We start from the raw sequence: 26,406 nt of genomic DNA on the forward strand, positions 1-26,406 counted from the left end.
GTCATCCTCGTTTTTGCCGCTTCAGGAACGGCTTGGGGCGATCGCTCTTCAGGGACTTTCCGCGGCCGGAAAGTGACGGGTTGGTCATGAAATACCGGTGTGCGTTGAAAGGTTCTTCGTTCGGACCGGGAACGATGCGTTCGTGGCTACCGTCGGCGAGAATGCGCCAGCTCTGCTGGTTGTCCTTCAGGTTAGCGACCATAATCTGGTCGAGGACCTGTTCGTGCACCGTGGCGGTGAGCAGCGGTGACAGGACCTCCACCCTCCGGTCAATGTTTCGCGGCATCAGGTCGGCCGAGCCGATATAGACATACGCCTCCGGTGACGGCAGACCATGTCCGTTTCCGAAGCAGAAGATCCGCGAGTGTTCGAGAAAGCGCCCGACGATCGACTTGACCCGGATGTTGTCCGACAGTCCTTCGATTCCGGGCCGGAGGCAGCATATGCCGCGGATCACCAGATCGATCTGAACACCGGCCTGGCTGGCGCGGTAAAGCGCGTCGATGATCTCGTGGTCGACAAGCGAATTCATCTTCATCCAGATCTGCGCCGGCCTTCCTTCACGCGCATGCTGGATCTCCGCCTCGGTCAATTCCAGCATCCGCTGGCGCAAGTTGACCGGCGAGACGAGCAGGTGGTTGAGTTCATCCGGTTCAGCGTAACCGGTGATGAAATTGAAGACCCTTGCCGCATCTTCGGCAATGCCGGGGTCATCCGTAAAGAAGGACAGATCCTCGTAGATGCGTGCCGTAATGGGGTGATAGTTGCCGGTTCCGATGTGGCAGTAGGTCTTGAGCTGGCCGTGCTCGCGCTTGATCACCATGGACAGCTTGGAGTGGGTTTTCAGTTCGATGAACCCGAAGACGACCTGAACACCCGCCCGTTCCAGATCGCGCGCCCACTTGATGTTGGCTTCCTCGTCGAACCGCGCCTTGAGCTCCACCAGCGCCGTCACGGACTTGCCGGCTTCTGCCGCTTCCGCAAGGGCCTTGACGATGGGCGAGTTGTTGGAGGTGCGGTAGAGCGTCTGTTTTATTGCAACGACGTCAGGATCCCGCGCGGCCTGCCGAAGGTACTGCACCACGACGTCGAAGGATTCGTACGGGTGATGAACGATGATGTCCTTCTGGTGGATGGCCGCGAGACAGTCGCCGCCGTGTTCCCGGATGCGCTCGGGAAAACGGGCGGTGTATGGCTCGAACTTGAGGTCCTGGCGTTCCAGATCGACGATCTGCGACAGGTTGTTGAGCGCTAGCAGGCCCTTTGCCTGGAAGATCTCGCTTTCGCTGACATCCAGCGCATCAGCCACGAATTCCTGCAGCGCCGGCGGCGTCGTCTCTTGGATCTCCAGACGGATCACCGAGCCCCGGCGCCGTCGCTTGAGCGCGCTCTCGAACAGGCGCACGAGGTCCTCGGCCTCCTCCTCGATTTCCAGGTCGCTGTCGCGAATGACGCGGAACGCGCCCTTGCCCCTGATCTCGTATCCAGGAAACAGCCTGCCGATGAACATGCTGACGACGCGCTCAATGGCAATGAACCGCGCCGCGCCGTCGCCTCCCTTTGGCAAACGTACGAACCGTTCGACCTGGTTCGGGATTCTCAAAAGCGCGATCATTCCGCGCCCGCCCGATGTCGGGACCAGTTCGAAAACGATGGAGAAGCCGAGATTGGGTATGAAGGGGAACGGATGCGCCGGGTCGATGGCAAGCGGCGTCAGGACCGGAAACACATAAGCAAGGAAGTAGTCCTGCAGCCACGCCCTGTCGGCGTCATCAATCGTGTCGCCGTGAAGGATCTTGATCCCCTTGTCGGCGATCTCTCCGCGCAGCTCTTCCCAGATCCGTTGCTGCGAGGCCTGAAGATCGCGCACGGCCTCGCTGATCCTTTCAAGCTGCTCGGTGGGGGTCAGCCCGTCGTCGGAGAGGTTGGTCACTTCGGCGCGCTGCTGGCCGCGGAGCCCGGCGACCCGCACCATGAAAAACTCATCCAGGTTGTTCGCGGAAATCGACAGGAACCTCACCCGTTCCAGAAGAGGGTGGTTCTGGTTCATCGCCTCTTCCAGGACGCGCAAGTTGAACTGAAGCCAGGAAAGCTCCCGGTTCATGTAGCGATCGGACACCCGCGCCATGTCGGCTTCAGGTTCCCGGCTCTCGCCGCGCAGATCGGAGGAGGCCGCGAAAACATCTGAAAGGTCGGTTGTTTCGTTCAAGTTACTTCCCCTCAGATTCAGGCCGTGGATACCCGCGCCGTGGACCCTTGAGATGTCAGTAACACGATGAGCGCACAAGGCAAATGAAACCAATGTCGCACCGCGTGCCCTCAGCGTCCCTTATGCACATCTTCAAGCACGCGCCCGGCAAGCGGCTTGGTTATTTTGACACGTCCCGCCAGCGCCTCCTGGTCGATTGCTTCAACCGCGCGCATGGCAACGTCCAGGGACCGTTCCATGCGCACGACGAGGTAATCCACGACCCCGATGTCCACCGAGATCTGCCGGTCGGCAAACAGTTTGACGAGAACGCGGCGCAGAAGATCGTCGTCGGGCTCGAGGATTTCAACCGGCGTGGCCGCGCGCAAGCGGGACATCAGATCGGGCAGCGAAAGCCTCCAGCTCACCGGCCAGGTGCGGCTGGTGATCAGGACGGTCTTGCCGGCCTGCCGCGACGCGTTGAGGAGATGGAACAGGGCGGTATCGTCAACACCGATATGCGCATTTTCAACCACGGCCGCCGGGGCTTCGGCCAATGAATCAACCATGTGTTCGGCAAGGTCCGGAGCCGCAACAACGCTTGCTGCCGTTTCGTCCCTGAATGCCTCGACAAGGTGCGTCTTGCCGGACCCCACCGGACCGGCGAGAACAACCACCGGAGACGGCCAGTCCGGCCATCTTTCCAGAAGCTCATATGCGGCCTTGTTGGACGCGCCAACGAGATAGTCTTCACGTCCGAGCGCTGCCTCGTGCGGCAGCTCCAAAGGCAACTGGCGCGGTGGTTCCGCCATTATCCCGTCACCTACTCTTCACTCACGGTCGAAGAAGGGGCCGTTCCCTTGTAGACCGGGCTCGCTAGGTACTGCCTCAGCCCGAAGCGCGCAAGCACTCCGATCATCGCCGCTGCCGGCACGGCGATCAGCATGCCCACAAAGCCGAACAGAAAACCAAAGGCAAAAAGCGCAAACATCAGCGTCACCGGATGGAGGCCCGTGCTTTCCCCGACCAGCTTCGGTTGCAGAATGTTTCCTTCCAGGAACTGGCCGACGGCAAAAACCGCGCCCACGACCAGGATCCAGGGCCAGTCCGGCCAGAACTGGACGAGTGCAACGCCGATGGACAAGACGAATCCGAGTGCCGCTCCGACGAAAGGAATGAAACTGACGAGTCCGGCGACCATACCGATCAGAAGCCCGAAATTCAGCCCGACGAGCGCCAGCGATACCGCGTAGAAAATGCCCAGAATGACACATACGGACACCTGCCCGCGCACAAAGCCGGCAACGGCCGCATCCATTTCCCTGGCCAGACCGCGGATTTCCTCAAGGTGGTCCCGCGGGATCCAGCTGTCGATCCGCTCCACCATGTGATCCCAGTCCAGCAGCAGGTAAAAGGCGACGACAGGCGTGATCACGAAAAGCGACAGGATCGACAGCAGCGCCTGCCCCCCGCTCCAGATCGATTGCGCCAGTTTGCCGACAAAGGACGCCCCCTGCCCGATGAGGTCGGTCATCGAAGACTGCAGATCTTCGGGTGACAAGCCGGCAAGGCTCGCGAGATTCGCGGGAAAATACTTCTGCAGCAGGACCTGGAGCCTGCGCACGAGATCGGGGAAATTTTCCAGAAACGAGGCGAGCTGATTGCCGAGCACCGGCAACAGCAGAACAAAAAACAGGACGAGGACAAGTATGAACGAAAACAAGATCGTCAGGGTCGCCCAGAGGCGGTCCATGCCGAGCCGCTCAAGGCGATCGCACACGGGGTCGAGCAGGTAGGCAACGGCCATTCCCGCCACGAAAGGCAGGAGCACGCCGGAGAAAATGTAGAGAAAAACGCAGAAAACGGCCAGGGAAAGCAACCAGAACTGAACCTGACGGCGCAAAGTCATAAATGTTCCTCCGGACAGGGACCGGGAATGGCCTCGAAAAATTTGCGGTACTATACATGACAAGATACGCATTTTTCCCGCGCATTGCTCATAGGTTGTCGGGCATTCCCCGGTCAAGAGGTGGATTTGAAGGTGAACAGGCCGTGCGGCCCTTGTGAAAAACGGCGCAAGGCTGTATGCGCGGCAGGGAAATCACTAGGGTCCGCGCCCTGGGTCATTCGCCGCCAAACACGCAATCGAACATCTGGAGCAGCCATGAGCCCGTCCAAAGCCGAAGGAAGCAATGGCCTGACCTATGCCGACGCCGGCGTCGACATCGACGCGGGAAACGCCCTGGTCGACCGGATCAAACCGCTGGTCAAAGCAACGTCCCGGCCCGGCGCGGACAGCGACATCGGCGGATTTGGAGGCCTGTTCGACCTAAAGCGCGCAGGCTTTGCCGACCCGATCCTGGTGGCCGCGAATGACGGCGTCGGAACAAAACTGAAGATCGCGATCGAAACCGGTCAGCACCGCACCGTCGGTATCGATCTCGTTGCCATGTGCGTCAACGATCTCGTGGTTCAGGGCGCCGAGCCCCTGTTTTTTCTCGACTATTTTGCGACCGGTGCGCTCGATGTCGACACGGCGAGCGACGTTGTCGCCGGCATCGCGGATGGTTGCAAAATGGCAGGCGCCGCGCTGATCGGCGGCGAAACGGCCGAGATGCCGGGCATGTACGGTGACGGCGACTATGATCTCGCCGGCTTTTCGGTGGGTGCTGTCGAACGCGGCCAGATCCTGCCGCGCAGCGATGTCGAGGCCGGTGATGTGCTTCTCGGGCTGGCATCGTCCGGTGTGCACTCGAACGGCTATTCGATGGTGCGCAAGATCATGGAACTTGCCGGGCTTTCCTGGTCCGACAGCGCTCCCTTTGAAACGGGCAAGTCGCTCGGCGACGTTCTGATGGAGCCGACACGGATCTATGTCAAACCGCTTCTGGCGGCCCTGAAGGAAACGGGCGGCATCAAGGCGCTGGCGCATATCACCGGCGGCGGCCTGCCTGAGAACCTGCCGCGCGTGTTGCCGGACAACTGCTCGGCCCGCATCGACCTTTCGAAGATCACTCCCCCCGCGGTGTTCTCCTGGCTCGCGCAGACCGGTGGTGTTGCCGAAAGCGAAATGCTGCGCACTTTCAATTGCGGCATCGGGATGGTGGTCGCCGTCGCGAAGGAAGACGTCGATGCGGTTTGCCGGGTGCTGCAGGACAACGGCGAAACCGTCGCAATTATCGGAACGATCGAAACGGCCGGGGATACGCCCGTCCTCTTCGACAACACTCTCGGATTGTCCGAATGAGCCGCAAACGCACAGCCGTCCTCATTTCCGGTCGCGGCTCGAACATGGGCGCTCTGATTTCCGCAGCCATGGAACCCTCCTACCCTGCCGAAATCGCGCTGGTCGTCTCGAACCGTCCGGATGCGAAGGGACTGGAGCGGGCGGCGGAGTTCGGAATTCCGACAGCGGTCGTCGACCATACCGGGTTCGCGGGAGACCGGGAGGCGTTTGAAAAGGCAATCGACGCCGTTCTCAAGGAGCATCGGATCGAGCTGGTCACGCTCGCGGGCTTCATGCGCATCCTGACACCCTACCTGGTGAATGCCTGGTCGGGCCGCATGATCAACATTCATCCGGCTCTCCTGCCCTCCTTCAAGGGTCTTGCCACCCATGAGCGGGCACTGGACGAAGGCGTGAAGCTCCACGGGGCCACGGTTCACTTCGTTTCGGCGGAAATGGATGACGGCCCGATCATCGTTCAGGGCGCGGTTCCCGTTCTCGACCACGACACGGCCGAAACGCTTGCGGCGCGCGTTCTGGAAGTCGAACACCGGATCTATCCCAAGGCGCTCGAGCTGGTCGCAACGGGCAAGACCAAGGTGACCGGAGCCCGTGTACTGACCGGGGCTGCCAGCGGATCCGAGCTTCAGCTGGTCTGGCCGGGCTAAGTCGAGCTTCGCCTGGCCCCTCGCTCCAAGCGCTTACTTGGTGCCGATCTGCTCCATTGAGATCTCGCGGCCGAAGTAGCGCTCCGCGTTCCTGTAGGCAATTTTCTCCGCGACCTCCCTCGGCAGCTTCGACAGCCATAACCTGTTCATCGTCATGATCTCGGAATAGCTGTCCCACTGGCTGTTGACCCAGGTGTCACTGCCGATCATCAGCCTGTCCTGGAAATCGAAAATGATTTCAAGCCATTGCGGATCAAGGTTTTCGCCGCGGCCGAGAATGCTGTATTCGCGCAAAGACGTGTCCGCGAGGAGCTCGGGGAATTCGTCCATCAACGCATAGACCTCCGGCGCCGGCGTCCCCAGTCCAGCGTGCGCCCAGATGATCTTCACCTCCGGATCAAGACCATAGAGCCAGCGGATCGGCTCGGTTCCCGAATGAACATGCAGGTAGATGTCCCGCTGCTTCGCCATCGCAATGATCTTGCGGAACAGGGCTTCGTCGGACATGTCCAGCTGACGGATATGAAACTCTCCGATGCCCTCGTGAGGGTAGCTTTCGAGCCGGCCCTCCAGATAGGCGTCCATGCCCTCCGCCTTGGTCCAGTTCGACGACCCGGCTGCACCGTGGTACGGCCGAAGCTCGGGAACGATCCTGTTCGGTGCATATTCCCACAGCATGATCGTTCCCTCGTCGGGCGTGGAGGATACGAGCGCCATGGCAACGCCGTTCTTGTCCATGAGTTCCACGATGCTGCTGACGGGATATCGGTCCCATGCCGGTTCCTTGTAGTGCACATGTGCATCGAACAAGGGCAGGTTCCAAACCTCGTCGCCGATCGGCGCATGGTCTCCGTCGGCAAGTGCCGAAGACATCGACAGCGCAACCGTGAGGCCGACAAGACCCGGGCGTTTGAAGCGGAAGTCTGACATTAGAAACCTTTCCAATTTCCGATACGTCCACTCAAGCTACATAAAAAAATCGACTTTTCTACTATTCTGAACAATAAATTGATGTTTTTCGCGACTTGCGCATCGAAAATCGCATTCAAATGGGTTCCCGTGCGTGTTCCATGATAGATTTCACGATGGTTTTGAGGAGGCCTCGTGATGCGTTCCGGAGATCTGACAGTCCTTATCGGCACGACCAAGGGTGCGTTTCTTGTTGCCGGAGGCCGGGATCGAACGGATTGGACCGTCAAGGGCCCCTATTGCGACGGCTGGCCGATCAATCACGTGATCGGCGACCCTGACACCGGGCAACTCTGGGCCGCCGGCGGCGGCGACTGGAACGGGGCCGGTGTCTGGCGCTCCGGTGACGGCGGAGACAACTGGGAGCTGACAAAGCTCACCAAGGGAACAATCGACGACTGGGCGGCGATGGACCCGGAATTCGCCGGGACGATCGGCTGGTCTGACGATCCGCTTCCCTTTACCGACCGTTTTTCCCAGATATGGTCACTCCGCCTCTCGCACGGAACGCTTTATGCCGGCACCAAACCTGCCGCGCTCTTGAAAAGCGACGACGGTGGCAAGAGTTTTCAAGCCCTCGAGAGCCTCACGAACCATCCTTCCGCCGAAAGCTGGAACCCGGGCGCAGCCGGTCTTGTCCTGCATACGATTGTCGATGATCCGGCGACCCCGGGAAAGCTCTGGGTCGGGATATCCGCAGCGGGGGTCTTTGCGACAGAAGATGCGGGCGCAAGCTGGGAGCGGCGCAACCGCCTCTCGAACGCGGCCGCCTGTGAGGGGCACAGCCATCCGGCCGGACCCAGGGACGGAGAGACAGGCCATTGCGTGCACAACATGATGCGCGCACCGGGCGACAGTGATCTGCTCTACCAGCAGAACCATCACGGTGTCTGGCGCTCGTCCGACGGCGGCCGCAGCTGGGACAGCATCAATGAGGGCCTGCCGTCGACATTCGGCTTCCCGATCCGGGTGCATCCGCGCGATCCCCAGACCATCTGGACCTTCCCCCTCAACGGCGACGCCGTCGGCCGGTTCCCGCCGGATGCGGCGGCAGCAGTCTGGAAGTCCTCCGACGGGGGGCGCAGCTGGCAGGCGAAGCGCGCTGGCTTGCCGCAAGAGGCGTGTTTCTTCACCGTCCTTCGTCAGGCCATGGCCGGTGACGGGAGGGATCCGGCAGGTCTTTATTTCGGAACGAATTCCGGCTCGCTCTACGCGAGCTTCGATGAAGGCGAGAACTGGACCGAACTTACACGGCACCTGCCGACGATCCTTTCCGTCGAGGTGCTCGACCTGAACTAGAGCGGTTCAAATTTAGCTGGAAGCCAGACTTCGGAGTGACCGCAATCGAGTTACCCGTTTCCATTAGTGACATATCAATTCACTTGCGATATACAGTCATTTGCAGTCAATTTTCCGAAAGACGACAACCCTATGACCGACTGGCGTCCCGACCTGCAGGGCAGCGATGCCCCGCGCTACATTGCCATCGCAGACAGCATTGCCGCCGACCTTTCGAGCGGCAGGCTCTCGCCGGGAGACAGGCTCCCCGCGCAGCGTCAACTGGCCAGGGCGCTCGGTCTCGATTTCACCACGGTCGCGCGCGGATATGCGGAGGCACGGCGGCGCGGACTGCTGTCGTCCCAGGTCGGCAGCGGCACATTCGTCACCAACCCGAACGGCGCGCGAACAGCAGACGGCGCACAGGGCGGGGCCGTCAGGGTCTGCCCGCCCGACTTTTCGATGAACCTTCCGCCCGAGCCGCAAGATCGCGCGCTAGTCGACAGAATGCGGTCGGGATACGGCGCGCTCTCCGGCGATCTCATGGAACTGCTTCGCTATCAGAACCCCGAAAACTGGGAACAGGATCAATTGGCCGCGGCGCGCTGGCTCGAAGGGGTCGGGCTTTCTCCCGTGCCTTCGCAGATCCTGTTCGCATCCGGCGCCCAGTCGGCAATGAGCACCATTTTGACCGCCACCACCGAACCGGGAGACCAGGTCGCCTGCGAGGACGTCACCTATCCAGGCATACGCTCGCTCGCGGCCCAGCTGGGGCTGGAGCTGGTCGGGCTGAAGACGGATGATGCCGGCGTGCTGCCGGACAGCTTGCGGAGCGTTGCCGGGTCGGGCCGCCTCAAGGCGCTCTACCTCAATCCGACGCTGCAGAACCCGACAACAAAAACAATTCCCTATGCCCGCAGAAAGGAACTCGCCGCATTGGCGGAACAGGTTGGTGTGCCGATCCTGGAGGACGATGCCTATGGTCAGCTTTGCCGCAAGGCGCCCCTGCCGTTTGCCGCCATTGCGCCAGCAACGACCTGGTACATCGGTTCCTTGTCAAAATGCCTCGGCTCCGGCTTGCGGCTTGCCTATGTGCTTGCGCCGAACCCCGGAGCGCGCTGGCAATTCACCCGCGCATTGAGAACAACCCAGGTCATGCCCTCCCCCGTGACGACAGCCCTTGCAACCCGCTGGATCGAGGATGGCACCGCCTTGCAGCTTCTGGATCACATTCGCTCCGAGAGCGCGGCACGGCAGAAGCTCGCGGCAACGCACATGCATGGTCAGGACTACCTGTCCGATCCCGAAGGGTTTCACCTCTGGCTCAAGCTCTCCAACGGCTGGACCCGGCCGGCCCTCGTTAGCCAGTTGCGCAACTTGCCGATCGGCGTCACCGAGTCCGATGCCTTCACCGTGTCCGGAGTGCCGTCGGAGCGCATCCGCGTTGGGCTCGGCGGCCCTGCGGACCGGAAGCAGCTCGGGAATGCGCTCGAAACCCTTTCCCAGACACTCGGCGCGTCACCAGCACAAGCATCCGTCTATTTCTGACCGCGAACGCCCCGATCCATTCAGTCGACCCGGCCAATTTGCCGCACATGCCTTCCTTGACATTGCGCATCAATTCCATATTTTGACTGCATACAATTACAGTCAAATTTCAAATGATGGCATCTCGCGAAACGCAGTCAATGCGCTTGCGGAGTTTCACAAGACTGGAAGGCAAATGAACACGAAGCAGAGTTGGCCGAAGCTTTCACCGATCCAGACCGGCATCAAGGGCCGCTGTCCGCGTTGCGGTGAAGGCAAGGTATTCGACGGTTTCCTCAAGCTGAAGCGCGGTTGCAGCCATTGCGGTCTTGACTACAGCTTCGCCGACCCCGCCGACGGTCCTGCGTTTTTCGTCATCTGTTTCGGCTGCGTGCCGGCAGTCGCCTTTGCCATCTGGCTGGAAATCGCGTTCACCGCCCCTTACTGGGTGCACCTGGTCACGACCCTGCCGCTGATCCTGCTCACCTGTATCCCGATGCTGCGGCCCCTGAAGGGATGGCTGGTCTCGAGCCAGTACTTCTACAAGGCAGAGGAAGGCCGGCTGGTGACGTCGGACGATGATGCCCCGCAACCCCAGCCGTGACGTCCGGGAGCCCCAAACCTGTGTTCACGACTGGAAAGGCAGCGCATTCCGCCGGAATGCGCTGCTTATTTTTAGGTGTTTCATCTCAAGGAAAGCGCCAGAGCACGGCCTCATTTATGAGTTCGTACCCTAACACCGCCTGATCCAGACTGCCGTGTCATGAAACGCCGCGCCGCCATAAGGGGCAACGGGATCGGCGCCGGTCAGCGTGTTGATGCCCCTGCCATCCTCGAATGCCGCATTCGGCCAGATACCCTCCGAGATCAACGTCCCGGGAGCCACCGTTTCAACGTGCCGGGCATGGAGCGTGACAACGCCGCGCGCATTGCCCAGTTGCACCTTTGCGCCGTCGGCAATGCCAAAACTGGCCGCATCGTCCGGCCTGATCCAGACTTCGGGCCTGCCCTCTTTCTTGAGCGAGGTCTGCGTCTCGTTGAACGTGGAATTGAGAAAGGAACGCGCCGGCGACGTCGCCAGGCGGAACGGGTGTTCGCGATCCGCGAGCTCGATGACATCCCACTGATCCGGGAACTCGGGCATGTCGGCGAACGGCCCGAACACAGTCTCGCCATCGGGCTTGTTGGGCGCGGCGGTGTTCGCCCAGTCGGGCCGGAAGCGGAATTTTCCGTCCGCGTGGCCAAAGCCGTTCAGAAAGTGCGACGTCTCGAAGTCCGGCTGCAGGTCGCGCCATTTCTCGGCCTCGAGGTCCTCCAGGCTGCCGTAGCCGGATTCCCGAAGCATCCAGTCGATATGCTCGCGCGCACTCATGTCGAATCCCGGATGAGATTTTGAGTCAACGCGCCTGGCGATCTCGTTGATAACAAAGATGTTCTCTTTGGGACCTTCGGGCGGTTCAACAGCCTTCGGACCGAGTGAAAGGTACTGGTGGCCGCCGCCCTTGTAGATATCGTCGTGTTCCAGAAACTGGGTCGCAGGCAAGACGACATCGGCCATCTTCGCGGTTTCGGTCAGGAACTGCTCGTGAACAACGGTGAAGAGATCTTCACGCGCAAAGCCCTGCTTGACGCGCTCCTGTTCCGGCGCGACAGATACGGGATTGGTGTTCTGGATCAAGATGGCCTTGACCGGAGGTCCTCCCAGCAGGGCGTCCTCGTCGCCTGTCAGGACCCGGCCGATCAGGCTCTGGTCCAGCGCGCGTACCTTCGTATCCTTGAGCGAGGTTGCCTCGATCATTTCCTTGTCGAGCCGGTAAATGGCACCATTGTTGTGAAAGGCCCCGCCGCCCTCATACTGCCAGCTGCCGGTGACACAGGCGATGGAAGCGGCAGCGTGCATGGCAACGGCACCGTTGCGCTGCCGCGTGAAGCCGTATCCCAGCCGGAAAAAGGTCTTTTTGGTCTCACCGATCAGGGTGGCGACCGCCTCGATCCGGGCAGCATCCAGACCCGTGATCGAGGCGGCCCATTCCGGCGTCCGCGTCTGAAGATGGGCTTCGAATTCATCCGGACAGTCCGTATAAGCGTTGAGGTAGTCGCGATCCGCATGGCCGTCGCGGAAGAGCACATGCATGATCGCGCAGGCGAGCGCCGCATCCGTGCCAGGCTTCAGGACGAGGCCGATGTCGGCCTGTTTCATGGTGTCCGTCTCGTAGACATCGACGACAATGATGCGGGCACCGCGTTTCTTGCGCGCGGCGACGGCATGGGTCATCACGTTGACCTGTGTCGACACGGGGTTGGTCCCCCAGATGACGATCTGATCCGATAGCGCCATTTCGCGCGGATCGGGGCCCGCCAGCCGGCCGGTTCCGGCAATGTAGCCGGTCCAGGCCATGTTCGTGCAAAAACTGTCGAACTGGCGCGAATAGCCCTTTGCGTGGCGCAGGCGATGGATGCTGTCGCGCTGCACCTGTCCCATCGTCCCGGCGTAATAGTAGGGCCAGACGCTCTCGGCACCGAATTCCGCCTCGGCGGCGAGGAACTTTTGTGCGATCAGGTCGAGCGCGTCCTCCCAGGAGATCTCTTCAAACCGCCCGTCGCCTTTCGCACCGACGCGGCGCATCGGGCTGGTCAAGCGTTCGGGGTGGTAAAGCCGTTCCGGATAGCGGGCGACCTTGGCGCAGACAACACCGGCTGTGTAGGTGTTTTCCTTGGCTCCGTTCAGCCGCCTTACGTCGCCATGCGGATAGAAGTGAACCTCCACCGCACAGGCCGAAGGGCAATCGTGCGGACACGTTGAAAAGGTACTTTTCGGCGGTGACTGGTTCATGGCGTATCCATCCGGTGTTGCACGAGCTGACAGGCAGACCTGTCCTGACCTAATGAATAGCAAAGGAGGCGCCGTCAAGCGCCTCCCCACTCAATCCGGTGCCACCAATGGCTTCAGCTACCGCTGCAGGGAGCCCGTCCTCCGGGGCCGCCACGCTGCTGGCGCGGACCGCGCTGGCCACGCTGCGGCGGTGGCCCGCCGGGGCGCATCCGCGGTGGCGGACCGCCCTGGACCTGTATCACCGGCGCGGCATCGAGATCGCTGATCGCAGTGAAATCGTGCTCCGGTACGTCTCCTTCCGGCAGCAGGTCGCCGCGGCGCTGCCCGCGCCCCTTGAGCCGGGTGAAACTCTGATCGGGCGTGCCCATCCAGCATCTGGGAATGAACGGAAACGTATCGGTCAGGACATAATGATAGGTCCCGTCCGGATATTCGGGTGTCGCGGCAAAACGGCCATTGCACCGGTCAAGGTCGCCCGCCCCTTCCACGAAGGCCCAGTCCTGCGTGAACTTGCCGTTGTAGCGCCCGCCCGGACCGTCCGGCCTGTTGCCGTTCTTGATCCGATAGCTGCTCTTGAGCTTCTTCATCGGCGACTTCCCCGCGGGATCTGCATAGCCGTGCTGGCCATAGATCGGAAAGCCATCGGCGGCATAGCCGATCAACGCGGGAACCGACCGCCCGCCGCTTGCAGAGACGACGCCGGTCGGAATGCCGTGATAGTGGTAGGTCCCATTCGGCTGGACATGGGCATTGTACTTGTCGAGACCGAGCTTGCAGGCTCCGCCCAGCGCTTCGTAGTTCCAACCCGAACGCCGGTCGTTCCGCCAGAATTCCGCTGTCCCCGGGTCCATGACGACCCCGTTGACGGCGATGCCGAATACAGCTCCCTGCGCATCGCGCGGCCGGGAATTTCTGCGCGGATCGAGTGGCACCTTGAGATTGTAGTTCTTCTTCGAAATGGCGTGGGGATTGTTTCGGTTTGGGAACTTCCCGGGTGGCTTGTTGGGGTATCCGTTGGCGTGAATGCGTCTGGTGTTTCCCTGAACCGTAATGTCGGCACTTGCCTCCGCCTGAGGCAGGAAAAGGTCCCAGATCTCATCGCTCAGGTGGATGTGTTCAACCGGTTCTTCTCCGCCGATCGGTGCAGCACTTTCGTGTGCAGCCGCCTGTGAAGCTATCAGCGCGCTTGCAAGCGCAAGACTTAAACGCATGCTTTCTGTCTCCAGATTCAATGCCCCGACTCGGGCAGTATGGCCGAGTCAACCAAGGCGTGCTGTCGCCTTTTGGTATGAATGTGTAACGGGATGTATCCGGAGATCATTTCAAAACTGCAAAAGCCGGCCCGACCGGACCGGCTTTCGAATTCAGCAGACTGCGCTGTGCCGGTTCAGCCGACCAGCTCGGTTCCAGAGAACCAGAACGCAATCTCGACCGCCGCTGTTTCCGGAGCGTCGGACCCATGAACGGAGTTTTCACCGATCGACAGGGCGAATTCCTTGCGGATCGTTCCCTCAGCGGCTTCCGCCGGGTTGGTCGCACCCATCACTTCGCGGTTCTTGGCGATGGCGTTTTCACCTTCCAGCACCTGGACGACCGTCGGTCCGGAGGACATGAATTCCGTCAATTCGCCAAAGAACGGACGTTCCTTGTGGACCGCATAGAATGCTTCAGCTTCGCGCAGGGACATCCACACGCGCCGGGATGCGACAACGCGCAGTCCTGCTTCTTCAAGCTTCGCGGTGATGGCACCGGTCAGGTTGCGCTTGGTCGCGTCCGGCTTGATCATGGAAAACGTGCGTTCAATCGCCATGGTTTCGTCTTTCTCGTTTCGAAGGGAGCCGACGCAGCGCCGGTCCGGAATTTCAGAAATTTCGCGGCCTTAATAGCGGCGCTGTGCCCGGGCCGCAAGGGGCTGAAGCATGACATTTTCGCAGTGTTCGCAACGTGGCTGCACCTTGCCATGCTGCTGGAATTGCCCGGACGGTGCGCATAGTCTGCAGAAAGCTGCTTGCGGATCGTTTTCGCTGCGGCCTGGAAATTCCAAGAAACTTGAAACGGTGGGACACTGCTCGTGAAAATTCTTCAGGCTTTTTGCTTCGCAACGTTCTGGGCCCTTGCAACGCCACTTGCGTTTCATCCGGCAGCAGCATCGGCCGAGGCTGCCTCTTCCTTTGAAGGTCTGGAATCCAGCTTTCGGGCTCTTTCGGAGGACGAACAAGCCGAGTTCCTGGATTTTGTCGCCGGCAACACGGTGTTCGTGACCTATCACGAAGCCGGCCACATGCTCGTGTCGGAACTGGAACTGCCGGTTCTCGCGCAAGAGGAAGACGCCGTCGACAATCTTGCAACGGTCTCCATGCTGGCCGCGGACACGGACGATATGGACGTCTACCTCCTGCACGCAATGACCGGCTGGTTTCTGATGTCCGAAGAGGACTACGACGCCCTGGTCTTTTATGGCGAGCACGATCTGGATCAGCAGCGCGGCTACCGAATGCTCTGCCTGATGGTGGGCGCCGACGCGGACGCTTTCCTGGATCTGGCCGAAGACCTCGACCTTCCCGAGGACCGGATTGACAGCTGTGCTGTGGACTATGAACAGGCTGCAGATTCCTGGGAATACGTGACCGATCCCTATTTGCGGCAGGAAGACACGGCGGCGGGCAGGATTAGGGTCATACACGAAGACGCACCCGCGGAACTCGCCTTCCTCGGCGCGTTTCTGAAGGAAGCGAAAATCCTGGAAACGATCGCCGAAGAACTCGACACGTTCTACGACCTTCCCGAAAACGTCACTTTCCGGGCCGCGGCCTGCGGCGAAGACAACGCGTTCTGGGATGCAGACACGCGGGAAGTCATCATCTGCCATGAACTGCTGGGTGGTTTTGCCGAGCTTTATCTCGCACTGATCTCGGACGACGGCTGAGCCTTCTTGCGGAAAGCGCCCGGCGCATCGCCGAACCGGCGCCGGAACTCGCGGTAGAAGTTGGACCGGGTCAGGAACCCGACCTCCTCATGTATCCGGGTGACCGGTTCTTCGGTATCGGTCAACAGCCTGGCCGCCTCTTCGAGCCGAACCTCATTGACGAACTGGCTGACATTGACGCCGGCAACATCGTTGATCGCGATCGATAGGTCTCGATCGGGCACACCGGTGCGCCGCGCGAACCGCGTAAGCGTCATCGCCGGGTCCTTGTAGAGATTTTGTTCGATCAGGATGCGTCTGGCTTTTTCCACGAGCGCCTTGTTATCCGCATCCGGCGGCGTTTTCTTTTCGGTCTTGCGGCGCGGTACGCGCTGACGCGCGGCAAAGACGGCAATCGCGAGCGCGGTCACGATGAAGGCAAGGCTCGCATAAGAGATCACGAGAGACGCGGATTCCGGCATCTGCATGGTGAAGAGCAGCGCGATCCAGAGGTCGGTCGCAATCGTTGCGAACACGATCGCTATCGCAATTGCCAGAAGCCGGTGAAGGAAACGTGCCTGTCCGGTCGGCGCCAGAGCCAAACGGTCCGGCCCTCCTGCCCAGAGCCGCACCAGCAGGACACCGTATACGAGGAAGCTCAGCGCAATGAGACCGTCCACGTAGCCGGGAACGGGGATCGGGAACAGCATGGCAAGCGTCAGAAGCGCGGCAACAACTCCATGGCGGATGGCTGACTGCGGCATGCTGTTTTCACGGGATCCAAGCGTTGCAAATCCCATGTAGAGGGATGGCGCAATCCAGACCGGCAAGCTTCGCTGCAGCGCGACGAAATCGTTGATGCCATAGGCAAAGCGCAGTCCCACCAATCCCGCCTCGACACAGAGCAGAGCAAAGAAGACGCCGAAGGCCGTCCTGGAAAGACGCGACAAACCACGCCCGAAAAGAACCGACAGTCCCAGCGCCAGAAAGACCGCAGCGAGCAAAAAGGAAACCGGGATGCTTATCATGTCGTCGCCCGTCGAAAAGACACTCTGTCCGACCTGTCCTTTATCACGATTAAGGACAGGACAGCGCGGTCCCGACGATTGTCAACACCTTCGATGCAAACACATTTTGAGAGCAAGCCAACCCGAACCGGAGGTCTTTGACCCATGCCCACTTCAACTCCATTTGCGGCAAACGCGTTCCCAAGCATATTCGTCCTGCTCTTTAGCCTGCTTTCTGTTGCCGATCTGCCCGCGGCGTTTGCTTCGTCCGCACTCCCCTACGGACCGGGTGTCGCGGAAATCACCGTGACCGATGCGCACGCTGACCGCCCGCTCGCCGGCAACGTCTGGTACCCAACGTCAACGCCTGAAAAGTTCGAGCGGGCAGACAAGAGTAAAGTCTGGCAGATGGCACCGGCAGATCCAAACGGAGCCGCCGCCGAAGGCCCATTCCCGCTGCTCGTGGTTTCCCACGGAATGTACGGAAACACGCTCAATCAGGCTTGGCTGGCATCTGCGCTTGCACGACGTGGATTTATCGTGGCCATGATCAATCATCCCGGAACGAGTACCTTTCTGCGCGATGCAGATCAGGCACGCGCATTGTGGGAGCGGCCAATGGACATGTCGCGCCTGATCACGTTTCTCCTCGAAAAAAGCCCGTTGGCGGATCGTGTCGACACGGGCAGGATTTATGCGGCAGGCCACTCCCTGGGCGGCTTCACCGTCATGCTTCTGGCGGGTGCACGGTTCGATGCCGGTCTTTACGAAAACCTGTGTGCAGAAGATGAAACAAACGTCGTGTGTTCCGTTCTGAAGGGCTGGTCGGTCGCGGAGACGGACGCGGACCGCAAAGAAATGCAGCTTTCGCGCAAGGACGCGCGCGTGCGAAAGATTGTCAGCATGGATCTCGGCGGCACACCGGTCCTGTCGCGCCGCAGCCTGGGACTTGTGGAAACACCCGTCCTGGTTCTCGGATCCGGACGAGCGGACATGCTCGACCAGGATGTCGAATCCCGCATGCTTGCTTCTCTCCTACCTCGTGACACGACACGGCATGTCGAACTCGCCGATGCGGGGCATTTCGACTTTATGGGTGTGTGCAAGCCGGAAGGCCATGAAATCCTGAAGATACACGAACCGGGCGATGAGATTGTCTGTATCAAGGGCAGCTCCGACAGGCAGGCGCAGCACGAGCGTATCGTCAGAGAACTGATCGTTTTTTTCGACAGCGAATGATCCCTGCCGTGACAATGCGGCCCGGCTGCGCCGCATTGTCCACATTGTCGTGCTCGGTTTCCGCTTGCATAAGGTGCAATGCTCCGCCAAACATCCGGCCATGCTGCAGATATCAGACCTTACCTACCGGATCGCGGACCGCCTTTTGATCGACAAGGCCAGCGTCAGCCTGCCCGGCAAATCCAAGACCGGCCTTGTCGGCCGGAACGGTGCCGGCAAATCGACCCTGTTCAAGATCATTACCGGCGACCTATCCGTCGAGACCGGTTCGGTACAGATCCCGAAGCGCGCCCGTATTGGCCAGGTTGCCCAGGAAGCACCGGGCACCGAGGACACGCTCATGGAAGTGGTTCTGGCGGCGGACAAGGAACGCAGCCGGTTGCTCGCCGATGCGGAGACGGAAACCGACCCGAACCGGATCGCGGACATCCACACAAGGCTGGCGGACATCAGCGCCCACACCGCCGAGGCGCGCGCCGGTTCCATCCTCGCAGGACTGGGTTTCGATGCCGACGCCCAGCAACGCCCCTGCTCTTCCTTTTCCGGTGGCTGGCGCATGCGGGTCGCGCTTGCCGCGGTTCTGTTCTCGGAGCCCGACCTGCTGCTTCTCGATGAGCCGACCAACTACCTGGACCTTGAAGGCACGCTCTGGCTGGAGAACTACGTTGCGCGTTATCCGCATCAGGTCCTCCTGATTTCGCACGACCGCGATCTCCTGAACAAGGCCGTGGACAGCATTGTCCATCTGGAACGCGGAAAACTGACCTACTATTCCGGCGGCTACGACAGTTTCGACCGACAGCGGCGCGAAGCCATGGTGCTGGCGGAAAAGGCGAAGGAGAAACAGGACGCACAGCGCAAGCACATGCAGGCGTTCGTTGACCGGTTCCGCTACAAGGCGAGCAAGGCGCGGCAGGCGCAGTCGCGCCTGAAAATGCTGGAGAAGCTGCAGCCGATCACGGCGCTGACCGAAGAAAGCGGCAAACCGATCCAGATTCCCGACCCTGGCGGGCAGCTCGCCCCGCCGATCATGAAGCTGGAAGGCGTCTCGACCGGCTACGGCGACACCCGGATCCTCTCCAGGCTGACATTGAATATCGACACGGACGACCGCATTGCCCTTCTCGGTGCGAACGGCAACGGCAAGTCGACATTCGCAAAACTGATTTCCGGACGGCTCGCTGCCATGGACGGAGACATCACCAAGGCAACCAAACTCAAGATCGCTTTCTTCGCCCAGCATCAGCTCGATGAACTGCGCCCTGCCGAAAGCGCCGTCGCGCATGTCAGATCGCTGATGACGGATGCTCCCGAAGCCAAGGTCCGCGCCCGGGTTGCCCGCTTCGGTCTGCCGACCGACCGCATGGACACCCCCGCGAAGGATCTTTCCGGGGGGGAGAAAGCCCGGTTGCTGCTCGGTCTTGCAACATTCGACGGCCCGCATCTGCTGATTCTCGACGAGCCGACCAACCATCTCGACATCGACAGCCGCGAGGCCCTTGTGATGGCTTTGAACGATTATAGGGGCGCCGTCATTCTCATCAGTCACGACAGGCATCTGGTCGAAGCATGCGCCGACCGGCTGTGGCTCGTTGCCGACGGCAAGGTCGCTCCCTTTGACGGGGATATGGAGGACTACCGCCGGCTGATCCTGCAGGGTCCGGAAGCGGCACAAAAAGCCAGGGCACGTGCCGAAGAGGAAGCCGAAAGGGCCTCTGCGCAGGACAAGCGGCGTGAAGCTGCCCAACGACGCAGTCTTCTGAAACCGCTGAAGCAGAAAATCGACGCGGCCGAGAAGGAAATGGCGCGCCTGCAGGAGAAAATCGGCAAGCTGGACGATGCCCTGGCGGATCCGGAGTTTTTCCAGCGGGAGCCTGACCGCGCCACGAAGTTCGCCAAGGAACGCGCCTATTGCGAGAAAAAACTGGTCAAGACGGAAGAGGAATGGCTCGAGCTTTCCGCCGAGTTCGAAGAGGCCGGATAGACCCCGCACGGCTTCGGTCAAATGGCGCCCCGGCGCGGCCTCTCCGTTCCGCAAGACCGATGGCTTTTGAACTTCGATAAAACCTGAAATAAAGTGAAGATCTTGATTTCAATCAGCAATTGCTGACGATGACAAAAAAATTTGCCCGCTAAACAACTGGAATCGCAGACGTAAAAACAGCCTCCTCCATTTTCCTAAATTTTTATTCGACGTGCTCACATTTCGTTCGGAATTGGAACTGAAGATAAAAATTGACGCAGCGAGAGGACCAGAGCTTTCGCATGCCCGGATTCAAATACCTCTCCAGAAAGGCGCACGTCATGCCCGTCTTCAACACGTCGCTCAAACTGGCGGTCGCCTGTGCGTTCCTGCTTGCCCCTGCCGTCGCTTCCGACCTGCCAGTTTTCGCTGACGCCGGCACGAAAGCGTTTGCCAAGAACGGGAACAGCAACGGGAATGGCAACGGCAACGGCAACGGGAATGGTGGCGGGAACGGAAATGGCGGCGGGAACGGAAACGCCAATGGTGGCGGAAACGGCAACGGAGGTGGAAATGGCGTGGCCGGATCTTCCAACCGAGGTGGCAATTCCGCATCCAAAGCAAAGGGCAACACCGGATTTGGCCTGCTTTCCCGCGGAAACGGGAACAAGGCGGCCAGCAAAAAGAAGAGCAACGGCAAGGGTCTGAACGGTCTCCTGAGCAATGTTTTCGGTGACGGAGCGAACGGGCGGAAAAAGACAAGCAAACGATGGAACGCGTCCCGTGGCAGCGCCAAGGCCGCTAGCCACCGTTTGCCGAAGGCCGAACGCAAAAGCCTTGCCAGTGTTTCTGCGACACCCGTCGCGAGCCCTCGCTTCAAGGAAAAAAACCTGAATGCACGGCTCGGCCGGCTTAATTCGCTCAAGCGGAACTACAACGCCTATATCAACTCCAAGGATCCGCATCTTGCGTCCGTGGTGGCGTTTGTCGGCGCGTCCATAGAGTTCCAGAAGGCATCGGAAGCTCTGGACATGCTTGCCGAGGATCTGGACGCAGCGCGCAAGTCTCTGCTCGATGCGATCGACGAGACAGGCCTGCCGGAAGATTTCGATATTTCCGGCCTTTCAACACAGGAGATTGCCGACGAGGTGGCCAGGCAGATCTCCGAGCTTGAAACGCAGATCTCCGAGCTCGAAGCCGTCGACGACGCCGACCTTCCGGACGATGCCGTTCCCGTAGCTGATCAGATTGAAGCGCTGCAGTCGCAAATCGATGCCCTGAATGAAGTTGTCGACAGCCCGACATTCGCCGACCTGCAGGATGCCGAGAACGACTTCGCTGACGCGGAGGCCAATGTTGCCGATCTCCAAGATAGCGTTTCGGACGAAGCGCTGAGAGATGCGCTTTCCGAAATGATCAATGACAATCGCGCAGACGCCGTCGACGATGAGATGGTCGAATGGGCCCGGGATATTCTGGAGGGCAAGACCGAAGAAATCCGCAACACGACGGAAGAACCGGAAACGACTGATACCCCGATCGACGATCCGGATCAGACAGCTGCGCTCCCCGCGGGCACCGAACCGACCGAAGACGATCTACGGTTCAACCGGGTCAACTGAACCGGATATCCCTTTCCGACATTCACCAGGGTGGCAGGGCATGACACTGCTCTGCCACCTCGTTGATCAGGCCTTTTTCTCCCAGCCACCCGATGACGTCTGCTGCCAGTACGCGATGTCAAACCCTTCCGATTTGGCTTCCTTCCAGCGCATGCGCGCCTCTGCGAGAGCGGCTTCATCGTTGCCGTCGAACATGTAGATCGCACGCTTGTAGTCCCCGAGCGCCGGCGGTTCCGCCCGGTCCACGAGAAAACGGACGTCCGCCTCGTTCGGATTGTCCTGATCGGCCGTGAGATAGATCGGCTGATGCTCCGCATAGCCGTCGGTCTTGGTGCCATGCGGAAGGAAACTGTCATCGGAAAACGTCCACAAGTGGGAGTCCAGCGCGTTGCAGCGCTCTTCGCTGCCGGTTTGCACGACCACCTTCCAGTCCCGTTCGAGGCACTTCAGAAGAAGTTGCGGCAAGGCGGCCTCGAGCGGCTTGTGCATCAGATGATAAAACATCACTTCAACGCTCACTGCACCACTCCTGACCGTTTCCCGTCACCTCGTGCTTATGCACAGGATATCAAGCCATGCCAGCGAAACTGATGCGCGGCTGCAACAGCCGGACACTCAAATTCGCTTTACCGCGCATGCGACGTGGACAGGCCGCATGACTCGTATCATTAACCCTTCGCAAATGTCGATTGACTAGTGTTCGTTTCCGGGAGCGATCCAAAGGATCAATGCTGGGTGGCCGGTGTCCGGTGGTTCCGAACCGGCCAAAGAGGGGATTTTGTGAATGATTGCACGCGTTTTTGTGTTTTGTGCGTTGGTGGCTGTCGTTGCAGGGGCAACACTTGGAATGGGAATGCTCGTCGAACCGGCCACCGCCTGTCAGGCCTACAAGACCTGCTGAGCGTACAAGAAATCAAATTAAAAAACCCGCCGTTTCGGCGGGTTTTTTCGTAAGTGCCAAGGCGTGCCCCGTCAGCTTTCGTAGTGGTCTGCAACAAGCTGGTTGAGAAGACGCACGCCGTAACCGGATGCCCAGCCCTGACTGATGTCGTCCTTCGGCGCGCCGAATGCGGTGCCGGCCACATCGAGATGCGCCCACGGCACATCGTTGACAAAGCGCTGCAGGAACTGCGCCGCCGTCACCGACCCGGCCCAGCGTCCGCCGGTGTTCTTCACGTCCGCATTCGGAGTGTCGATGATCTTGTCGTATTCCTTCGACAAAGGCAGACGCCAGAGCGGTTCGCCGCTTGCTCCGGCCGATGACAGCAGCTTCTCTGCCAGATCGTCATCGTTGGAGAACAGTCCCGCATTCAGATTGCCCAGGGCCACTAGGACTGCGCCCGTCAAGGTCGCGAGGTCGATCATGATCGCCGGCTTGTATTTCTGCTGCGTGTACCAGAGGGCATCGGCCAGCACGAGACGCCCTTCGGCGTCCGTGTTCAGGATCTCGATCGTCGTGCCGGACATGGCGGTGACGATGTCGCCGGGACGCTGCGCATTGCCGTCCGGCATGTTTTCAACCAGACCAATGACACCGATGACATTGGCTTTCGCCTTTCTGGCGGCAAGCGCATGCATGACACCGGTGACCGCGGCAGCGCCGCCCATGTCCCCCTTCATGTCCTCCATGCCACCCGACGGCTTGATGGAGATGCCGCCGGTATCGAAGACGACGCCTTTGCCGACGAAGGCGACCGGGGCAACGCCTTTCTTGCCGCCATTCCAGCGCATCACCGCCAGGCGCGGTGGGCGGACAGAGCCTTGTGCCACACCAAGCAGCGCTGCCATCTTGAGCTTCTTCATTTCCTTTTCGCCGAGGATCTCCACCTCGACACCAAGTTTCTCAAGTTCGGCGGCCTTTTTTGCGAACTCGACGGGACCGAGCATGTTTGCCGGTTCGTTCACGAGGTCACGGGCCAGGATGACACCGTCGGCTATGGCATTTGCGGCGTTCCAGCTCTTGCGTGCCGTTTTCGTGTCCGGAACCTTCAAGGTGAGCTTCAGATCCTTCTCCGGCTCAGCACCCTTCTTCTTCGACTTGTAGGCATCGAACGTGTAGGCGCGGAGCTTTGCCCCCATCGCAAACTCGGCAATTTCCGACGCGGACAGCTCCACTCCGCCGGGTACGTCGAACAGGATTTCGGCCGCATCGGCCTTGGCCTTTTGCAGCGCTGCCAGAACAACACCGCCAAACGCCCGCCAGTCGCCCGGTGAGAGGTCTTCGGCCTTGCCGACACCGAACAAGATCAGCCGGTCGAGTGTCAGGCCGGCCGGTGCCACAAGGTCGAGCGTTGTCTTCTTCTTGCCGGAAAAGCCGGCGATCCCCGCCGCCCTCTCAAGACCGCCCTGCAGCCCGGAGGTAACTTCCTGCGCGATGCTCCCGACGCCAAGCTCCTCGGTGGCAAAAACGACGGCAACCCCCTTCCCGGGAGCGTCTGCCTTGGAAAAAGAGATCTTTGCTAGCTTGGTCATGCGTCGGTCCTTGTTCGGCTTTCGGTTGTCTTTGCAATTCCAGGTCACGTCTGCCCGGATTGCGACTGTGACCTGTTTAACGCAAATCATGGGGTTTTAACGACTTTTCGGCAACAGCGAACAAAATTAATGCAAATTAACCATTCTTATTTATGCGGCGTTCACCACATTACGTGCTATTCGATGGCTGGGGATTTTTACTGGTATTTGCGAAGGGCCCGTCCGGTCAGACATGAAGACGCTCGAACGCTACATTATCCGGCGGACGTTGTATGCATTCACGCTCACGATTGCAGCCATGACCGGCGTGGTCTGGGCCACCCAGGCACTCCGTCAGCTTGATCTGGTGACGTCCAAGGGACAGACGATCGTCCAGTTTGTCGGCATCACGATGCTGGCCCTTCCCTTCCTGATCATGATCGTCGCCCCTTTCGCGCTCATGCTCGCCCTGATCCTTGTCCTGAACGCGCTGTCCGGCGACAGCGAACTGATCGTCATCGATGCCAGCGGCGGCTCCAGATTTCTTGTCCTCAAGCCGGTCATGATCTTTTCGGTCGCCGTCATGCTTCTGATCGCCGGCCTGTCGCTCTACGTGGCCCCGGGCGGGCTCGCGCAGCTGCGAACCGAGATCACCCGCGTCAGAGCAGATCTCGTGGCGAATATCGTCAAGCCCGGCAAGTTCATAACGGTGGAAAGCGGTCTGACGTTTCATATCCGGAACCGGTCCGGAAACGGCACCCTTGACGGCCTTCTGCTCCACGATACGCGCGACGGGGAAACCGCGTTCACTTACCAGGCCGACACCGGCAACATCGTCGAAGCAGCGGACCGGACACTGCTCGTCATGCAGAACGGCACGATCCAGCGCCGCCCGAAGCAGGAAGGTGATATTTCCATTGTCCGCTTCCAGTCCTACGCCTTCGATCTGTCGAACCTGATCCCGGAAGCGGGAGAACCGGTATTCAAGGCGAGTGAACGGACCACTGCGAACCTGCTGGCGCCCGGCCGGAACGATGCCTACGCGCTGAACAATGCGGACAAGCTGGCGAAAGAGCTGCACGAACGGTTCAGCCAGCCGCTCTACGCAATCGCCTTCGGACTGATCGTCTTCGCCTTTCTCGGAAAAGCCAGGACAACCCGGCAAGGCAGGGGAACGGCGATTGTCGGCGCCATTGCCTGCTGCGTCATCTTGCGGACATCCGGATTCGGCGTGACTGCCATTGCCGGGGTGTCGAACGTGCTGCTCAGCCTGCTCTACATCGTTCCCATCGCCGGCTCTGCCCTGGCGCTGGTCTCCATCTTCAACGAGCGCCGAACCCAGCCTCGCTGGCTGCGCACCCTGCATCAATCGTTTCAGGACCGGCTTGAAGCGATCAGCAACCGGCTCAACAACAAGCAGGCCGGAGGCGCTTCATGATCCTCGGCCGGACGCTCGCGATCTATTTCTCCAATCGCTTTCTCAAGGCGATCCTCGGTCTGTTCGTGTTCGCAGCGGTGCTGATTTTCCTGTTCGACGTGCTTGAGCTGGTCCGCAGGGGCGGTGACCGCGAGGGCTTTTCGGTTCTCAGGGTCTCGCTGATCTCGCTGTTGCGCGTCCCCCTGCTGCTGGAGCAGGTCATCCCATTCACGGTGCTGTTCGGGTCGATTGCCGCATTTGTCACGCTCAGCCGCGCCCTGGAGCTGGTGGTGACGCGCGCCTCCGGCATATCGGTCTGGCAGTTTTCGATGCCCGCCATCGTGGTCGGGATCATTCTCGGGATCATGTCCGTCACGATCTACAATCCGGCAGCGGTCTGGTTCCAGCAGAAATCCGACGAAGTCGCGGCCGGCCTCTTCGGCGCAGACCAGACATTTCTGCTTCAAAACAGCAACGAAGTCTGGGTCCGGCAGGATGGCCTGGATGGCGAATCCGTGCTTCTGGCGAAGCAGTTGCTGGACGGCGGTACCAAACTCCTGGGCGTCACGGTTTTCACCTTCGACAAGGACGGCACGTTCCGCGAGCGCATCGAGGCCGATGAGGCGCGCCTCGGCGATGAAATCTGGTACCTGAGCGACGCGATCGTCTACACGACGGAACAAGATCCACAGCCTTATGGCCGGTATCAGGTCAGCACGTTCCTGACCGCAACAGAGGTGCGCGAGAGCATCGGTTCGCCGGAATCGATTTCCTTCTGGAACCTGCCCCGCTTCATCGAACTGGCCAGAAATGCCGGATTGCCGGCATACCGGTACAATTTGCAATACCAGACACTGCTCGCGCGGCCGCTTCTTTTGGTCGCCATGATTTTGATTGCGGCGGCAGTTTCCCTTAAAGTATCGCGGTTTGGTGGGTTGGGGACCATGATTCTGGGTGGAATCCTGTCCGGGTTCGTGCTTTACGTTCTCACCGAGCTGGCGAAGGATTTCGGGGGAGCCGGTATTGTCCCCCCTTTGGTGGCTGCCTGGGCGCCCGGAGTATTTGGAGTTCTTATGGGTTTGACAATTCTCTTGCATCAGGAGGACGGGTGAG

The 26,406-nt window shown here is 60.3% G+C and carries 21 protein-coding genes; 11 read left to right on the forward strand and 10 right to left on the reverse strand.

All coding sequences use genetic code 11. The annotated features are described in order from the left end of the window. Nucleotide 1 precedes the first annotated feature (1 nt). The 3 genes from ACO08A_RS27525 to ACO08A_RS27535 form a co-directional block, all read right to left on the reverse strand. Nucleotides 2-2,128: an RNA degradosome polyphosphate kinase gene (locus tag ACO08A_RS27525; RefSeq protein WP_422041826.1), complete on the reverse strand. Its 2,127-nt coding sequence runs from the start codon at nucleotides 2,126-2,128 to the stop codon at nucleotides 2-4. 191 nt (nucleotides 2,129-2,319) lie between these two features. Then, nucleotides 2,320-3,000, reverse strand: coding sequence for an AAA family ATPase (locus ACO08A_RS27530; protein WP_422039036.1), 681 nt, complete (start codon nucleotides 2,998-3,000; stop codon nucleotides 2,320-2,322). Between the two features lie 11 nt (nucleotides 3,001-3,011). Beyond that, nucleotides 3,012-4,097 (reverse strand): AI-2E family transporter, encoded by a 1,086-nt coding sequence (locus ACO08A_RS27535; RefSeq protein WP_422039038.1) that lies wholly within the window; start codon nucleotides 4,095-4,097, stop codon nucleotides 3,012-3,014. Between the two features lie 255 nt (nucleotides 4,098-4,352). Here ACO08A_RS27535 and purM point away from each other — a divergent pair, with 255 nt between their 5' ends. Together purM and purN are read left to right on the forward strand one after the other, a co-directional pair. After that, nucleotides 4,353-5,435 (forward strand): phosphoribosylformylglycinamidine cyclo-ligase, encoded by a 1,083-nt coding sequence (gene purM, locus ACO08A_RS27540; RefSeq protein ID WP_422039039.1) that lies wholly within the window; start codon nucleotides 4,353-4,355, stop codon nucleotides 5,433-5,435. Then, nucleotides 5,432-6,082, forward strand: a complete 651-nt coding sequence (gene purN, locus ACO08A_RS27545; RefSeq protein ID WP_422039040.1) for a phosphoribosylglycinamide formyltransferase — start codon at nucleotides 5,432-5,434, stop codon at nucleotides 6,080-6,082. The genes purM and purN overlap by 4 nt, the downstream gene beginning before the upstream one ends. A gap of 33 nt (nucleotides 6,083-6,115) precedes the next feature. Here purN and ACO08A_RS27550 read toward each other — a convergent pair whose 3' ends face one another. Continuing rightward, nucleotides 6,116-7,012, reverse strand: coding sequence for an amidohydrolase family protein (locus ACO08A_RS27550; protein WP_422039041.1), 897 nt, complete (start codon nucleotides 7,010-7,012; stop codon nucleotides 6,116-6,118). Nucleotides 7,013-7,189: 177 nt separating this feature from the next. Between ACO08A_RS27550 and ACO08A_RS27555 the strand changes: the two genes are divergently transcribed. From ACO08A_RS27555 to ACO08A_RS27565, 3 genes are all read left to right on the forward strand, one after another. Next, complete coding sequence (locus ACO08A_RS27555; protein WP_422039042.1) at nucleotides 7,190-8,350, forward strand: exo-alpha-sialidase; 1,161 nt, start codon at nucleotides 7,190-7,192, stop codon at nucleotides 8,348-8,350. Between the two features lie 132 nt (nucleotides 8,351-8,482). Further along, complete coding sequence (locus ACO08A_RS27560; protein ID WP_422039043.1) at nucleotides 8,483-9,877, forward strand: PLP-dependent aminotransferase family protein; 1,395 nt, start codon at nucleotides 8,483-8,485, stop codon at nucleotides 9,875-9,877. 175 nt (nucleotides 9,878-10,052) lie between these two features. Further along, the gene (locus ACO08A_RS27565) at nucleotides 10,053-10,460 is read left to right on the forward strand and encodes a DUF983 domain-containing protein (RefSeq protein WP_422039044.1); all 408 of its coding nucleotides are present in this window, start codon (nucleotides 10,053-10,055) and stop codon (nucleotides 10,458-10,460) included. 129 nt (nucleotides 10,461-10,589) lie between these two features. Here the strand turns inward: ACO08A_RS27565 and ACO08A_RS27570 are convergent, their stop codons facing one another. The 3 genes from ACO08A_RS27570 to ndk form a co-directional block, all read right to left on the reverse strand. Further along, nucleotides 10,590-12,689: a molybdopterin-containing oxidoreductase family protein gene (locus ACO08A_RS27570; RefSeq protein WP_422039045.1), complete on the reverse strand. Its 2,100-nt coding sequence runs from the start codon at nucleotides 12,687-12,689 to the stop codon at nucleotides 10,590-10,592. 113 nt (nucleotides 12,690-12,802) lie between these two features. Continuing rightward, on the reverse strand, nucleotides 12,803-13,900 hold the full coding sequence (locus ACO08A_RS27575) for a YHYH protein (protein ID WP_422039046.1): 1,098 nt from the start codon (nucleotides 13,898-13,900) through the stop codon (nucleotides 12,803-12,805). A gap of 176 nt (nucleotides 13,901-14,076) precedes the next feature. Continuing rightward, a complete protein-coding gene (gene ndk / locus ACO08A_RS27580) occupies nucleotides 14,077-14,499 on the reverse strand; it encodes a nucleoside-diphosphate kinase (RefSeq protein ID WP_421982610.1) in 423 nt (140 codons plus the stop codon). Nucleotides 14,500-14,760: 261 nt separating this feature from the next. Here ndk and ACO08A_RS27585 point away from each other — a divergent pair, with 261 nt between their 5' ends. Next, nucleotides 14,761-15,615 carry a DUF4344 domain-containing metallopeptidase gene (locus ACO08A_RS27585; protein WP_422039047.1) on the forward strand — a complete coding sequence of 285 codons (855 nt, stop codon included), beginning with the start codon at nucleotides 14,761-14,763 and terminating at the stop codon, nucleotides 15,613-15,615. Here ACO08A_RS27585 and ACO08A_RS27590 read toward each other — a convergent pair. Then, nucleotides 15,585-16,622, reverse strand: coding sequence for a helix-turn-helix domain-containing protein (locus ACO08A_RS27590; protein WP_422039048.1), 1,038 nt, complete (start codon nucleotides 16,620-16,622; stop codon nucleotides 15,585-15,587). The two genes, ACO08A_RS27585 and ACO08A_RS27590, sit on opposite strands and share 31 nt — an antisense overlap. A gap of 144 nt (nucleotides 16,623-16,766) precedes the next feature. Here ACO08A_RS27590 and ACO08A_RS27595 point away from each other — a divergent pair, with 144 nt between their 5' ends. The 3 genes from ACO08A_RS27595 (at nucleotide 16,767) to ACO08A_RS27605 (ending at nucleotide 21,425) form a co-directional block, all read left to right on the forward strand. Next, nucleotides 16,767-17,840, forward strand: coding sequence for an alpha/beta hydrolase family protein (locus ACO08A_RS27595; protein ID WP_422039050.1), 1,074 nt, complete (start codon nucleotides 16,767-16,769; stop codon nucleotides 17,838-17,840). Between the two features lie 100 nt (nucleotides 17,841-17,940). Continuing rightward, on the forward strand, nucleotides 17,941-19,824 hold the full coding sequence (locus tag ACO08A_RS27600) for an ABC-F family ATP-binding cassette domain-containing protein (protein WP_422039052.1): 1,884 nt from the start codon (nucleotides 17,941-17,943) through the stop codon (nucleotides 19,822-19,824). Nucleotides 19,825-20,105: 281 nt separating this feature from the next. Continuing rightward, on the forward strand, nucleotides 20,106-21,425 hold the full coding sequence (locus ACO08A_RS27605; RefSeq protein ID WP_422039053.1) for a hypothetical protein: 1,320 nt from the start codon (nucleotides 20,106-20,108) through the stop codon (nucleotides 21,423-21,425). A gap of 66 nt (nucleotides 21,426-21,491) precedes the next feature. Here ACO08A_RS27605 and ACO08A_RS27610 read toward each other — a convergent pair whose 3' ends face one another. Beyond that, nucleotides 21,492-21,944 (reverse strand): DNA polymerase III subunit chi, encoded by a 453-nt coding sequence (locus ACO08A_RS27610; RefSeq protein ID WP_422039054.1) that lies wholly within the window; start codon nucleotides 21,942-21,944, stop codon nucleotides 21,492-21,494. Nucleotides 21,945-22,397: 453 nt separating this feature from the next. Beyond that, complete coding sequence (locus tag ACO08A_RS27615; protein WP_422039055.1) at nucleotides 22,398-23,897, reverse strand: leucyl aminopeptidase; 1,500 nt, start codon at nucleotides 23,895-23,897, stop codon at nucleotides 22,398-22,400. Nucleotides 23,898-24,129: 232 nt separating this feature from the next. Between ACO08A_RS27615 and lptF the strand changes: the two genes are divergently transcribed. Both lptF and lptG read left to right on the forward strand, forming a co-directional pair. Then, on the forward strand, nucleotides 24,130-25,314 hold the full coding sequence (gene lptF, locus ACO08A_RS27620) for an LPS export ABC transporter permease LptF (protein ID WP_422039056.1): 1,185 nt from the start codon (nucleotides 24,130-24,132) through the stop codon (nucleotides 25,312-25,314). Then, nucleotides 25,311-26,405, forward strand: a complete 1,095-nt coding sequence (gene lptG, locus ACO08A_RS27625) for an LPS export ABC transporter permease LptG (RefSeq protein WP_319387014.1) — start codon at nucleotides 25,311-25,313, stop codon at nucleotides 26,403-26,405. The genes lptF and lptG overlap by 4 nt, the downstream gene beginning before the upstream one ends. Nucleotide 26,406 lies beyond the last annotated feature (1 nt).

Source organism: Roseibium sp. (assembly GCF_965232425.1).
In the GTDB taxonomy this organism is placed as follows: domain Bacteria; phylum Pseudomonadota; class Alphaproteobacteria; order Rhizobiales; family Stappiaceae; genus Roseibium.